12 protein-coding genes are annotated in these 13508 nt (G+C 70.5%); 5 read left to right on the top strand and 7 right to left on the bottom strand.

Going from position 1 to position 13508, the window contains the following annotated elements:
- Positions 1–7 precede the first annotated feature (7 nt).
- Together VF139_00585 and VF139_00590 are read right to left on the bottom strand one after the other, a co-directional pair.
- Positions 8–823: a class I SAM-dependent methyltransferase gene (locus VF139_00585; GenBank protein HEX6849872.1), complete on the bottom strand. Its 816-nt coding sequence runs from the start codon at positions 821–823 to the stop codon at positions 8–10.
- Between the two features lie 4 nt (positions 824–827).
- Positions 828–1343, bottom strand: a complete 516-nt coding sequence (locus VF139_00590; GenBank protein ID HEX6849873.1) for a ferritin — start codon at positions 1341–1343, stop codon at positions 828–830.
- 77 nt (positions 1344–1420) lie between these two features.
- On the opposite strand from VF139_00590, the gene VF139_00595 reads away from it, so the two are divergent.
- Complete coding sequence (locus VF139_00595; protein ID HEX6849874.1) at positions 1421–3136, top strand: M14 family zinc carboxypeptidase; 1716 nt, start codon at positions 1421–1423, stop codon at positions 3134–3136.
- A 7-nt stretch (positions 3137–3143) separates the two neighbouring features.
- Positions 3144–3590, top strand: a complete 447-nt coding sequence (locus VF139_00600) for a hypothetical protein (GenBank protein ID HEX6849875.1) — start codon at positions 3144–3146, stop codon at positions 3588–3590.
- Here VF139_00600 and VF139_00605 read toward each other — a convergent pair.
- Positions 3553–4641, bottom strand: coding sequence for a PLP-dependent cysteine synthase family protein (locus VF139_00605; protein HEX6849876.1), 1089 nt, complete (start codon positions 4639–4641; stop codon positions 3553–3555). The genes VF139_00600 and VF139_00605 overlap by 38 nt on opposite strands.
- Complete coding sequence (acs, locus tag VF139_00610) at positions 4641–6593, bottom strand: acetate--CoA ligase (GenBank protein HEX6849877.1); 1953 nt, start codon at positions 6591–6593, stop codon at positions 4641–4643. The genes VF139_00605 and acs overlap by 1 nt, the downstream gene beginning before the upstream one ends.
- Before the next feature lie 87 nt (positions 6594–6680).
- On the opposite strand from acs, the gene VF139_00615 reads away from it, so the two are divergent.
- The 3 genes from VF139_00615 (at position 6681) to VF139_00625 (ending at position 9365) form a co-directional block, all read left to right on the top strand.
- The gene (locus VF139_00615) at positions 6681–8018 is read left to right on the top strand and encodes a sodium:alanine symporter family protein (GenBank protein ID HEX6849878.1); all 1338 of its coding nucleotides are present in this window, start codon (positions 6681–6683) and stop codon (positions 8016–8018) included.
- The gene (locus VF139_00620; GenBank protein HEX6849879.1) at positions 8015–8509 is read left to right on the top strand and encodes a YkgJ family cysteine cluster protein; all 495 of its coding nucleotides are present in this window, start codon (positions 8015–8017) and stop codon (positions 8507–8509) included. The genes VF139_00615 and VF139_00620 overlap by 4 nt, the downstream gene beginning before the upstream one ends.
- Before the next feature lie 67 nt (positions 8510–8576).
- A complete protein-coding gene (locus tag VF139_00625; GenBank protein ID HEX6849880.1) occupies positions 8577–9365 on the top strand; it encodes a hypothetical protein in 789 nt (262 codons plus the stop codon).
- Here the strand turns inward: VF139_00625 and VF139_00630 are convergent.
- The 3 genes from VF139_00630 to VF139_00640 are packed head-to-tail and all read right to left on the bottom strand — an operon-like array spanning position 9346 to position 13494.
- Positions 9346–10308 carry a DMT family transporter gene (locus tag VF139_00630; protein ID HEX6849881.1) on the bottom strand — a complete coding sequence of 321 codons (963 nt, stop codon included), beginning with the start codon at positions 10306–10308 and terminating at the stop codon, positions 9346–9348. The two genes, VF139_00625 and VF139_00630, sit on opposite strands and share 20 nt — an antisense overlap.
- On the bottom strand, positions 10305–12911 hold the full coding sequence (locus tag VF139_00635; GenBank protein HEX6849882.1) for a serine/threonine-protein kinase: 2607 nt from the start codon (positions 12909–12911) through the stop codon (positions 10305–10307). Before VF139_00635 ends, VF139_00630 begins: the two co-directional genes overlap by 4 nt.
- Before the next feature lies 1 nt (position 12912).
- On the bottom strand, positions 12913–13494 hold the full coding sequence (locus VF139_00640; protein ID HEX6849883.1) for a sigma-70 family RNA polymerase sigma factor: 582 nt from the start codon (positions 13492–13494) through the stop codon (positions 12913–12915).
- Between the last annotated feature and the right edge of the window lie 14 nt (positions 13495–13508).

Below are 13508 nucleotides of genomic sequence, written 5' to 3' on the forward strand. Positions count from 1 at the left end.
CCCCTTTTCAGCGCCACGCCATGACGTAGGCCAGCCACCCCGCCTGGTTCTCGAAGTGCGTGCGTTTCCGGTAGACGTGCGACGAAGCGTTCGCCTCGTCGTCCCAGCCCTCGAGGTAGACGTCGGTCGAGGCGAACCCCGCCTCGGCGCACAGCTCGCGAATCTCGGGAAGGGTCCACAGGCGCCAGTCGTAGGTGAAGGCGTTGCGCATCGAGCTCCCGTCGGGGAACTCGTAGTGGATGTGGCAGAGGATGTGGTGGTCGATCGGGTTGAAGCGCTCGTGCTCCCAGACGTAGGTGAACGACGGAACGCGCGTGCCGTCGTCCTGCACGAATCCCTTCTTCCTCGACCGCTCCGAAAGCGTTTCCATCGCCTCGGTCCCGCCGAAGACGTTGAGGACGAGAAGGCCGCCGGGCTTCAGCCCTTCGCGCGCCGCGCGGACGTAGCCGAGCAGGTCGCGCCGCTCCTTGAAGACGCAGTACGAGAAATTCAGCGCGAGGGTGAGGTCGGCCCTCGGGACGCGGTTCGACCGGACGTCGGCGCGAACGAGGGACAGGCGCGAGGCCGCGTCCCCCATCTTCGGGACCCGGTGCTCCCGCGCCCATTCGAGGACCTCGGGGTCGAGGTCCACCCCCGCGGCGCGGTTGTTCCGATGGAGGCGAAGCCAGGCCGCCGAGAGGGCGGCGGTGCCGCAGAAGTCCTCGCGCAGCATCCTCGCGGGGCGCCCGCGCTTCCGGCGGTACACCCCGGCGAAGAAGGCGACGTCGCTGTCGACGCTCTGGACGGAGGCTTCGTAGAGCGCGTGCCGGTCGTAACGCGGCAAGGGGTCAGGCGCCCGCTTCCGCGCCCGCGGGATCCGGGCCGCGCGTGCCGAGCTCGCGGTCGATGTCGAGGAGCGAAGCCGGGTCGTCCTTGACGAGGTTCAGGCGCGCGACGATCTCGCGCATCGTCTTTTCTTCCTCGACCTGCTCCGTGATGAACCACTCGAGCTGGACCATGGCGGCGTAGGCCTTCTGCTCGCCGGCGAGCTCGTAGAGCGCGTCGATCTGCTTGCTGACCTCGAGCTCCTGCTTGTAGGCGTTCTCGAAGACCTCGACGAGGTGCTTGAACTCCCCCTTCGGGCCGTCGATGGACTTGAACTCGAGCTTCCCGTGACGCGCGAGCATGAAGTCGAGGAGCTTCATCGCGTGCGCGTATTCCTCCTGGCTCTGCAGGCGCATCCACGTGGCCGCGCCTTTCCAGTTGTTGCGGTCGCACCACGCGGACATGGCCAGGTACGTGTAGGAGGCCTTGAACTCGGAGTGGATCTGGCGGTTGAGGGCTTCCTGAACCGTCTTGCTCATCATGGGTCGGGTTCCTCCTGAATGGCCGGGCATGGTAGCGCGAAGCCGGTGTAGTCTGCCCGGATTCCGGAGGTCCCATGATCGCGTTCCTGCTCGCCGCGGCGGTCGCCGCGCCCCCCGATCTCACGACCGAAGCGGAGAAGTCCGGCTGGGTGCGCACCGGGCGGTACGCCGAGGTCGAGCGCCTGTGCCCCGCCTTCGAGAAGGCCTTCCCGGGAAAGGTCCGCTGCACCCGGTTCGGGACGACCCCCGAGGGGAGGCCGATGCTCGCCCTCGTCGCCTCGGCGGACGGCGCGTTCGACCCGAAGGCCTCGCGCGCGAAGGGGCGCACCGTCGTCCTCGCGCAGGGCGGGATCCACGCCGGGGAGATCGACGGGAAGGACGCGGGGTTCGCCGTCCTGCGGGACGTCCTGAACGGAAAGACCGGGGCGGGGGTCCTGTCGAGGATCACCTTCGTGTTCGTGCCGGTCTTCAACGTGGACGGCCACGAGCGTTTCGGCCCGAACCACCGCCCCAACCAGCGCGGTCCCGAGGCGATGGGCTGGAGGACCACCGCCCAGAACCTCAACCTCAACCGGGACTACGCGAAGGCCGAGGCTCCGGAGATGCACGCGATGCTCGCGCTTCTGAACGCATGGGACCCCGAGCTCTACGTCGATCTCCACGTGACCGACGGCGCGAAGTTCCGCCACGACGTCGCGATCCTGGTGGACCCCGCGGAGGAGCCGCGGCACCCTCTGCGCGAGCCCGCGCGCAAGCTCCGCCACGAGATCGCCTCGCGCCTCGAGGCGCTCGGGCACCGTCCGCTCGAGTTCTACCCGGCGTTCGAGAAGGACGACGACCCCGCGTCGGGGTTCGCGGTCGGGGTCGCGCCGCCGCGACTGTCGACCCCCTATTGGGCGGCGCGGGGGAGGATGGCGCTGCTCGTCGAGACCCACAGCTGGCACCGGTACGCCGAGCGGGTCGACGCGACCCGCCACGTCCTCGAGGCGACCCTCGAGCTCGCGGCCCGCGACGGGACGTCGTGGCGCGCGGCGATCGACGCTCCCGACTCCTCGGCGGAGCTCGGCATCGCGTGGGCGCACGACGATCCCGTCGCGACGATCGAGTTCCTCGGGTATGCCTACGCGCGCCGTCCGTCGGCGATCTCCGGAGGGATGACGGTCGACTACGACGAGACGAAGCCGGAGACGTGGCGGATCCCGCTCCGCACCGGGGTGAAGGCGGCGCGCACGGCGCGCCTGCCGAAGGCCGGATGGATCGTGCCCCCGGCGTGGGCGCCGCTCGTACGCGACAAGCTCGCGGCGCACGGGTTCCGGACGGAGACGATCGGCGCGGCGAGGACCTCCGTGACGGTCGAGGTCTGGCGGGCGGCCTCGACGACCTTCGCCGTCGCTCCGTACGAGGGGCGGCGACGGGTCGAAGCCGAGGGCTCGTGGACCGGCGGAACGCGCGACGTCGCGCCCGGCTCGTTGTTCGTACCCGCGGCGCAGCCGGGAGCGCGGCTGCTCGTCCAGCTGCTCGAGCCGGAGGCGCCGGACTCCCTCGTCTCGTGGGGGTACTTCGACGCGATCTTCGAGCGCAAGGAGTACATGGAGTCCTACGTCACCGAGGAGGTCGCCGCGGCGATGCTCCGCGACGATCCCGCCGTCCGTGCGGAGTTCGAGCGGCGGCTGTCCGATCCGAAGTTCGCCGCGGATCCGAACGCACGCCTCGAGTTCTTCCACCGGCGCCACGCCTCCTGGGACGACCGCAAGGACGTCTACCCCGTGGTCAAGGTCGATGCCTTCTGAACGGAGGATGCCGGCCGTCGTCCGCGTCGTCGGTCTGGCGATCTCGCTCGTCTTCGTCGCGGTCGTCGTCGGGAGCGTCTTCGTCCCGTCGGAGGTGCGCGTCGAGCGTCGCGTGCGGGTCGGGCGCCCCCCGGAGCTCGTGTACGCGCTGCTCGAGGCGCAGGCCGCCTCCCCGCGCGGCGACGGCGTCCGTCGCGCGGTCGTCGCGCGCGTCCCGAACGAGCGGCTGCGGATCGAGCTCGATTACGGCGGGCTGGGGAAGGCCTTCGAGACCCTGACGCTCGAGCCGCGCGAAGGGAGCACCGAGGTCGTCCGGATCTACGAGCAGGCGCTGGGCCGGCGACCGTTGCGTCGCTGGGCCGGCGCGAGGCTCCCGCGCCTGCTGGGGGAGACCTTCGAGCGTGAGCTCGCGGCGATCAAGACCTCGGCGGAAGGGTCTCCGCCGCACCGGTGACCGCCGCGACCGCGGGATCGCACGTGCGACACACCCGGCGGACCGCCTCGAACGACACCAGGTGGATCTCGGGAACGGCGGAGCCGTCGGGAATCCGCTCCTCGCGGAGGAGATCGGTCGAAAGGTACTTCTTGTTGTCGTCGCAGAAGACCGTGACGACGGTGGCGTCGCCGCCGAGCTCCTCGAGGATCTCGAGGGCGCCGACGAAGTTCGCTCCCGACGAGATCCCGACCGGAAGGCCCAGCTCGCGGGCGAGCTTCTGGGCCATCAGGATCGCGTCCCCGTCGTCGACGCTGACGACGCGGTCGAGGGTGTCGAGGCGGCAGATCGGCGGGACGAACTCGTCGGAGATTCCCTGGATCCGGTGTTTGCCGACCTTGCACCCGGTCGAGAGGGTCGGGGAGTTCGCGGGCTCGAGGGGGTGGACGCGGATCGCCGGGCGGAGGGCGCGCAGCGCCTTGCCGACTCCCATGACGGTGCCGCCGGTCCCGACCCCCGCGACGAACGCGTCGGGGGTCTTCCCCGCCGCCTCGCATTGCCACCAGATCTCGGGGCCCGTCGTCTGCTCGTGCGCCTCGACGTTGTCCTCGTTCGAGAACTGGCGCGGGAGGAACGCGCGACCCGCCGCCGCCGCGGCCTCCTCGGACATGCGGATGCTCCCGAGGAATCCGCCCTCCTCCCGGCTCACGAGACGGATCTCCGCCCCGAGGCTGCGGATCAGGTCGATCCGCTCGCGGCTCATCCAGTCGGGCATGAAGATCGTGACGGGGTGGCCGAGCGCGCGACCGATCGACGCGACGGCGATTCCGGTGTTCCCGCTCGTGGCCTCGAAGATGGGAACCCCCGGAGCCAACGCTCCCGTCTCGTAGGCGCGCGCCATGATGTGCAGCGCCATCCGGTCCTTGATGGAGCCGCTGAGGTTCAGGTGCTCGGCCTTCGCCCAGACGCGCCGACGCTTCCCGCGGAACTCGAAGTCCACCTTCAGGAGCGGGGTGTTCCCGATCAGGTCCCGCAACCCCGCGAAGCGGGCGTTCAGCGCCGTCGCGGGCATCAACCCACCCGGTTCTTGTGCTCGGAGATCAGCTTGTCCACGACGTCGGGATCGGCGAGGGTCGTCGTGTCCCCGAGCCCCGTGTATTCGCCCGCGGCGATCTTCCGGAGGATGCGGCGCATGATCTTCCCGCTCCGGGTCTTCGGAAGCCCGTCCGCGACGTGGATGACGTCCGGCGCGGCGAACGAGCCGATCGAGTGCCGCACCTGCTCCTTGAGCGAGCCCGCCACCGCGTCGGCGTTCTGGCCGACGAAGTCGGAGCCCAGGATCACGTAGGCGTAGATCCCGGTCCCCTTGATCGGGTGCGGGAAGCCGACGACCGCGGCCTCGGCCACGGAATCGTGGGCGACGAGCGCGCTCTCGATCTCGGCGGTGCCCAGGCGGTGCCCCGACACGTTGAGGACGTCGTCGATGCGGCCGGTGATCCAGTAGTAGCCGTCCTCGTCGCGGCGGCAGCCGTCGCCGGTGAAGTAATAACCCTTGTACTGCGTGAAGTACGTCTCCTTGAAGCGGTGGTGGTCGCCCCACACCGTGCGCGCCTGCCCCGGCCACGGGGAGGCGAGGCACAGGGCGCCCGAGACCCCGTTTCCGTCGAGGATGCGTCCGTCGGCCGGGTCGACGACGAGAGGCTTCACGCCGAAGAAGGGGAGGGTCGCGGAGCCCGGCTTCGTGGGGGTCACGCCCGGGAGCGGAGTGATGAGGATGCCGCCCGTCTCCGTCTGCCACCACGTGTCCACGACCGCGCAGCGCGAGTCTCCGACGACGTCGTGGTACCACTTCCAGATCTCGGGGTTGATCGGCTCGCCGACGGTCCCCAGGATCCGCAGCGACGAGCGCTTGTAGCGCTTGACGAACTCGTCCCCGGCCTGCGCGATGGCGCGCAGCGCCGTCGGCGCCGTGTAGAAGATGTTGATCCCCAGATCGTCGACGGTCCGCCAGTAGCGCCCGGGATCGGGGTAGGTGGGAATCGACTCGAACATCACGGTCGTGGCGCCGTTGGCGAGGGGCCCGTAGACGATGTACGAGTGCCCGGTGATCCAGCCGACGTCCGCCGCGCAGCAGTAGATGTCGCCGGGGTGGTAGTCGAAGACGTACTTGTGGGTCATCGCGGCGTAGGTCATGTAGCCGCCGGTGGTGTGCAGGACTCCCTTGGGCTTCCCGGTCGACCCCGACGTGTAGAGGATGAACAGCGGGTCCTCCGCGCCCATCCACTCGTTGGTGCAGGTCGACCGCTGCTTGTGACACTCCTCGTCCAGCCAGTAGTCCCGCCCGGACTCCATCGGGACGTCCTTTTCGGTCCGGCGCGCGACGAGCACCGTCTCCACCATCGACATCCCCTCGACGGCCCGGTCGGCGATCGCCTTCAGCGGGATCTTCCGCCCGCCGCGCAGTCCCTCGTTCGCGGTCACGAGGATCTTGCAGCGCGCGTCCACGATCCGGTCGCGCAGCGACTCCGCGCTGAACCCGCCGAAGACCACCGAGTGCACCGCGCCGATGCGCGCGCAGGCGAGCATCGTGTAGACGGTCTCGGGAATCATCGGCATGTAGATGCAGACGCGATCGCCCTTCTTCACGCCGTGCGAATGGAGGACGTTGGCGACCCGGCAGACCTGGTGCTTCAGCTCGCGATACGAGATGTGCTTGTAGACGCCCGGCTCGTCGGCGGCCCAGATGATCGCGGTGCGGTCGCCGTGGGTGGCGAGATGACGGTCGACGCAGTTGAAGCAGGCGTTCATGCGCCCGCCGGCGAACCACGAGAAGTCGACCTCCTCGTAGTCGGCGTCGAAGACGGTGTGCCACGGGTGGAACCAGGTCAGCGCCTTGGCCTGCTCGGCCCAGAACCACTCGGGGTTGTCGAGCGAGAGCCGGTAGAGGCGCTGGTACTCCTCCATCGACTTGATCCACGCGCGTTCCTGGATGTGAGGCTTGACGTCGTAGATCTCCTCGGCCACGGCAGCTCCTCCCGGGCGCGGCGCCCAAAAAAGCCCGCGAATCGTACACCCGGAAGGCGCCGTATACTCCGGCGCCCGGAGGCGACATTGGTCAATTTACTGGACACCGTTTCGGGGTGGGTGTGGGGGCTTCCGCTCCTGGTCCTTCTGTTCGGGACCCACCTCTTCCTGACGTTCCGGCTCCGCCTCATCCAGCGGTACACGCCGACGGCGATCCGGCTCTCGCTGAGCCGGAAGCGGGAAGGCGAGGGGGACGTCAGCCAGTTCGGCGCCCTGACCACGGCGCTGGCCGCCACGATCGGCACGGGGAACATCGTCGGGGTCGCGACGGCGGTCGCCGCGGGGGGGCCGGGCGCGGTCCTCTGGATGTGGCTGACCGGGGTCTTCGGGATCTCGACGAAATACGCCGAGGCGGTCCTCGCGGTGAAGTATCGCGTGCGAGGCCCGGGGGGGATGATGTCGGGCGGCCCGATGTACGTCCTCGAGCGCGGCCTGGGTATGCGCTGGCTCGGCCTGATCTTCGCGGGGCTCACGGCGGTCGCGGCGTTCGGCATCGGGAACATGGTCCAGGCCAACTCGATCGCCTCGCTCGCGAACGAGGCGTTCCACGTTTCCCCGTACCTCACGGGGATCGTGCTGACCGTGCTCACGGCGGTCGTGATCCTCGGCGGCATCCACTCGATCGCGATCGTCTGCGAGCGGCTCGTCCCGTTCATGGCGATCTTCTACGTGCTCGGCTGCGCCGTCCTGCTCGCGATGGGGTGGGAGACGCTCGGCGCGACGTTGAAGACGATCCTGACGACCGCGTTCACCGGCCAGGCGGCGGTGGGCGGATTCCTCGGCGCCGGGATGAAGGAGGCGATCCGCTTCGGGATCGCGCGCGGGTTGTTCTCGAACGAGTCGGGGCTCGGCTCGGCGCCGATCGTCGCCGCCGCGGCCCAGACGAAAAACCCCGTGAGGCAGGCGCTGGTCTCCTCGACCGGGACGTTCTGGGACACCGTCGTCGTGTGCGCGATGACGGGGCTCGTGATCGTCAACACGGGCGACTGGACGCAAGGGCTGAAAGGAGCGGCGTTGACCCACGCCGCGTTCGAGGGATTCCCCGTCGTCGGTCCGATCGTCCTGACGGTGGGGCTGCTCACGTTCGTCTTCTCGACGATCCTCGGCTGGTGTTACTACGGCGAGAAGGCGATCGAGTACCTGATCGGACACCGCGCGGTGAAGCCGTACCGCGTGTTGTGGGTCGGCGCGGTGTTCGTCGGCTCGGTGACCTCGCTCCCCGCGGTGTGGGCCTTCGCCGACATCGCCAACGGGCTCATGGCGGTCCCGAACCTCGTCTCGCTCCTGCTGCTCTCGGGCGTCGTCGCGAACGAGACGAAGAAATACCTCTGGAGCGACAACCTCGACGCGGACACGCACGAATGAGCCCGCTCGACGCGTTGCTCGCCCTCCACGCGGAGGTCGATCGCGAGGCGGCGGGGACCGCCGCGAAGCACCCCGGCCGACTCCAGTGCCGCCGGGGGTGCGCGGCGTGTTGCGTGGACGGGATCACCGTCTTCGAGGTCGAGGCCGGGCGGATCCGACGCAACGCCCCCGAGGTGCTGATGCAGCCCCCGCATCCCGAGGGGGCGTGCGCCTTCCTCGACGCCGAAGCGGCCTGCCGGATCTACGCCGACCGGCCGTACGTGTGCCGCACGCAGGGGCTCCCGCTCCGCTGGCTCGAGGAGCGCGGCGACGACGTCGTCGAGATGCGGGACATCTGCCCCCTCAACGAGGCCGGCACTCCCCTCGAGGAGCTCGATCCGGCGGACTGCTGGTCGATCGGTCCCTACGAGGAACGGCTTCAGGCGATCGCGGCGGCGTTCGATCCGGGGATGCGGCGCGTGACGCTGCGGAGCCTGCTCCGCACGGGCTAGGACCAACGTCCCATTTCCCGATCCCCGGCCGCGCCGTAGCCTCCGATGGACCACCAAGGAGGCTCTCATGAAGCGAATCCTGACCGCCAGTCTGCTCGTCGCCGCGACCGGTGTCGCGGCCGCCGCTCCGCCCGCCGACATCTGCGCCGACTCCGCCTCGTCGACGACCGTCAAGGAGTCCTTCTCCAAGGACTCGAACGCCGCCGGCTGGTCGTTCAGCCGCGGGAGCGCCCGCGAGGGGATCGACCCCAAGGGAGGCAACCCCGGCGCGTTCCTCCACAACTCCTTCGTCACCGCGGGGTATCCCGTCGCGTCGACCGACCCGGCGATCCTCTCCGCCTTCACCGGCGACTTCCGGGCGCGGGGCGTCGGCGCGATCGGAGCGGACTTCATCGCCTTCCGCGCCAGCCTCAACACCTTCGAGGAGCGCTACATCAGCGTGATGCTCGTGAACAACGAGGGGACGCCCGGCGATCCGTACGACGACTGCTACGTCTTCTTCACCGGCGACACCTCGATGCCGAACCCGAAGGAGCAGAACAAGCCGTCGTTCCTCTCCTACGACTTCGCGATCCCGTCGCAGAGCGCGGGGCTGCCGTCCCCGAACCGCACGGACTGCACCGAAGGGGACTGCGTCTACATGTCCTGCCCCGACCTGGGCGTTCCCTGCTGGGGATGGTCGAAGCCCACGATCACCAACTGCCCGACCGGCGACGACGCGAACGCCACCTGGGAGCGCGTGATCTCCCACGTGGACGAGGTCCACATCACCTTCCAGCACCCGGAGTACTTCAGCCTGCTCCAGGACTGGAACGTCGGCATGGACAACGCGCGGATCACGACCTGCGGTCAGTAGCCCCCCGGGGGGCGGTGCGGCCGAGAAGGCCCACCGCCCCCGTCACGAGCGCCGCGCCGCCGATCGACGCCGCGTCCGGCACCGTCCCGAACATCAGCCAGCCGAAGGCGAGCCCGAAGACGGGTCCGGTCAACGTGACCGCCGTCGCCTTCGCCGCCGCCACGCGCGCGAGCCCCAGCGTCAGCGCCACCTGACCGAGCAGCGCCGACGCCGTCACGAGCAGGTGTCCCGCCACCTCGGTCCCGTTCCTCGGAAGCGACGCGTTCCCCGCCGCCACCGCCGCGACGAACGACGGCACGATCGTCGCGAGCGGGAACCACACGAGGATCGTGATCGGGTGCTCGGACTTCGCGAGGTCGCGCACGGTCATGTACGCGAGGGCCGAAAGCAGCGACCCGGCGACTCCGACGAGCCCCGCGACGCGGAAGTCCCCCGTGGGGCGGACGATGAGCGCGATCCCCGCGAGCGCGAGCGCGACGAGCGCCCAGTGCGCGCCGCCGCTTCGCTCGCGAAGGAGCAGGGGCGCGAGCGCGGCGACGAAGGCGGGGTGGCTGTACTGCAGGAGCACCGCGTCGCCCAGGGGCAGGTGCTGCACCGAGAAGAAGTAGCAGGAGAGGGCGAGGTACCCGAAGATCCCGCGCAGGAGCAGGCGTCCGGGCCGCCTCCCCCGGATCGGGGCCCCGGAGCTGCGCGCGAGGGTGACGAAGACCGCCGCCATCATCACGCCGCGCGAGAACACCACCGCCTGCGTCGGCGTGTCGGGGAGGTACTTCTTCACGAACGCGGCCATCAGCGCGAAGAGGGCGGCCGAGGCGATCATCAGCGTCACGCCGCCGCGCGCGCTCTCTCCGGGGGGCTTGCCCTCGCGCAGCGCCGTCCAGACGTCGGCGAGCCCGGTGAGCAGGAGGGAGCGGGGAGCCCGCAGCCACGAGGGAGGGATCACGGCGCCTGCTGCGCCTCGACGCGCCGGGAGACGATCTCGCGCAGCCGCTCGAGGCGGGGGTCCCCCCGCAGCGGCTCGAGCTCCGGGTCCGCGAGGAACTCGGCGCCGCCCCAGCCGCGATCGACGAGGGCGCCCAGGAAATGGAGCGCTTCCGCGCGTCGACCCGCGCGGAGGTGCATCGCGGCGAGCAGCTCCAGGGCCTGGTAGGAGTAGTCGTTGGACGGGCCGAGCGAGGCGTCCCAGGCGTAGGTCGCCCGCAGGAGCGTCGCCTCCGCCTGCACCGCGCGGGCGGGGATCGCCGCGTAGATCCTGCCGAGTCCGAACGCCGCGAGGATCGTCTGCGGGTTCGAGGGGCCCAGCGTCCGGTCGCACGCCTCGAGGGTCTGCTCCCCGAGCTTCGCCGCCTCCCAGGGGCGGCCGAGGTCCAGCAGGAGGATCGAGATCTCGCGCTGGGTGCTCAACACGTCCGGGTGCCGATCCCCGAGGACGCGCCGCTGGGCGGTCGCGATCGACTCCATGAGGACCCGCGCCTCCTCGTACCGGCGGTGGTCCCTCAGATCGGTCGCGTAGTTCATCCCGGTGCCGAGGGTGTCCTTGTGATCGGGGCCGAGGGCGCGGCGCATGTTGTCGTACGCCCAGCGCCGGAGCTCGAGCCCCTCGTCCTTCTTGCCGATGTTGTCGAGCGCGTTCGCGAGGTTGTTCGCGAGTCCCAGGGTGAAGCGGTCCGAGTCGCCGAGCGTGCGCTGGGAGGCTTCGAACGCCTCGCGGTAGAGGGGCTCGGCCTGGGCGAAGCGGCCGGTGGTGTGCCACAGGCTCGCGACGGCGTTCGCGGCGCGCAGGGTGTCCGGGTGCCCCATGCCGAGCGAAGCCCTCCGACGCCCGAGCACGTCGACGAGCATCGGCTCGGCTTCGGCGTACCTCCCGAGCCTCCAGAGGATCGTGGCCCAGTCCGTTCTCGCGGAAAGCGACTCCTCGTCGTCCTCGCCCTTGAACCGCACGGTGTCCTCGTACGCCTCCCGGTGCAGCGGCTCGGCCTCGTGGTAGAGGCCGAGATTCTCGTAGACGTCGCCGAGCGTGCGCTTGAGGCGCGCGCGGACGAGCGAAGGCTCGGGCATCTTCTCGTCGATCGACTTCGCGCCCCGGTCGAGGATCTCCCGCGCGGTGATGTCCCCCCCGCGCGAGACGTTGGGGTCCGCGACCTTGAACAGGTCGGTCAGGAACTGCGACACCTGCCGCGAGGTCTCCGCCTCCGTGTTCGCGCGATCGCGCTCGTGGGTGACGCGCGCGTTCTGCACCCCCATCGTCACCGCGAAGCCGAGCAGGCTCGCCATCGCGATCGCGAGCGCGCCCACGGCGAGCTTGTTCCGGCGGACGAACTTCCCCGCCCGGTAGAACAACGTGTCCGGGCGCGCGGAGACCGGTCGCCCGTCCAGGTGGCGCTGCACGTCGTCGACGAGACCGGCGACCGAGGCGTACCGCCGCTCGGGCTCCTTGCGCAGGGCGGTCAGGATGATCGTGTCGAGGTCGCCCTGCAGCTCCCCCGCGAGGCGGGCGGGGGTCGTCCCGCGAAGGCGCGCGACCTCCTCGGCGGCGGCGCCGCCGTCGAGCCCGGCGGCGGGGTCGAGCGTCGGGTCGGCGATCGCCGCGCTCGGCCGGGTCGGCTCGTCCTCCATCACCGCGCGGGCGATCTGCTCCGGCGCGCGGTTCGCGCCGGCGCGGTACGGGGTGCGGCCGGTGAGCAATCGATACAGGAGCAGCCCGAGCTGGTAGACGTCCGAGGAGATCGTGACCGCGCCTCCGGAGAGCTGCTCGGGGCTCGCCCAGGCCGGGGTCATCGGGCGGGCGCCGGTGTGGGTCGCCTCACCGGCGGAGTCGTCGTCGAGGACCTTGGCGATGCCGAAGTCGAGGAGCTTGGGGTGGCCTCCCTCGGTGACGAGGATGTTCGACGGCTTGATGTCCCGGTGGACGATGAGGTTCCGGTGGGCCTCGTGGACCGCCTTGGCGACCCGCAGGAACAGTCGCAGCCTCGCCGGGAGATCGAGGCGGTACGTGTCGCACCACGCGTCGATGGGTTTGCCGTCCACGAACTCCATCACGAGGTACGGGCGGCCCTCGGCGTCCACGCCGCCGTCGAGCAGGTGCGCGATGTCGGGGTGGGTGACCCTGGCGAGGATGCGCCGCTCGCGCTCGAACCGGCGGAGGACGTCGTCCGAGTCGACGCCCCGCTTGATCCGCTTGAGCGCGACCCGCTGCTCGAACGCGCCGTCGGCGCGCTCGGCGAGGTGGACGACCCCCATGCCGCCGCGGCCGACCTCGCGCAGGATCCGGTAGCGTCCGACGAACGTCCCCGCCTCGAGGGGGGCGTCCTCGTCGATGTCGCGGACCACGCGGTCCCACAGCGGTCCCTCGAGGGCCCCCGCCGCGCGGATCCCGGAGGCTTCGCCGTCGTCGGACGTCGAGGCGAGCAGGCGGTCGACGAGCGCCTTCAGCGCCGCGTCGCCGCCGCACTGCGCTTCGACGAAGGCCTCGCGTTCGCGCGGAGGCAGGTCGAGGGCGGCGTCGAAGATCCGGTCCGCGCGCCTCCGGCGCTCGGCCGTGTCCATCTCACGCCTCTCCGGGGGAAGCCTGCCCCTCGAGCTCCTCGCGAAGCCACGCGCGTGCGCGCATCCAGTCGCGCTGCACGGTCCGCGTGGTGATGCCGAGCGCGGCCGCCGTTTCCTCCTCGTCGAGTCCGGCGAAGAAACGGCACTCGACCACGCGCGCGAGGCGCGGCTCGAACTCCTCGAGCCTCGCGAGGGCGCGGTCGACGTCGAGGATCGCCTCCGCCTGGCTCTGCACCGGGATGTCGCGCTCCTCGAGGGGGAGCGCGCGCTCGCCGCCGCCGCGTTTCCCGGCGGCGTGGCGCCTCGCGTAGGAGATGATCACCTGGCGCATCGCGCGGGCCGCGACGGCGAGGAAGTGATTGCGGTCCTGGAAGCCCGCGCTCGCGGGCTCGACCAGCTTCAGGTAGGCCTCGTGGACGATCCCGGTCGTGCCGAGCGTGTGCCCCGACCGCTGGCGCCGCAGGTGCGCCCTGGCGATGCGACGAAGGTCCTCGTAGACGATCGGGAACAGCCGGTCATAGGCCTCGCGATCCCCCTCGCGATACGCCTGCAGCAGCCGGGTCACCTCGCCGGACGCACTCAAGTTCTACCTCTTCC

The sequence above is a fragment of the Candidatus Polarisedimenticolaceae bacterium genome (assembly GCA_036376135.1).
Taxonomy (GTDB): domain Bacteria; phylum Acidobacteriota; class Polarisedimenticolia; order Polarisedimenticolales; family DASRJG01; genus DASVAW01.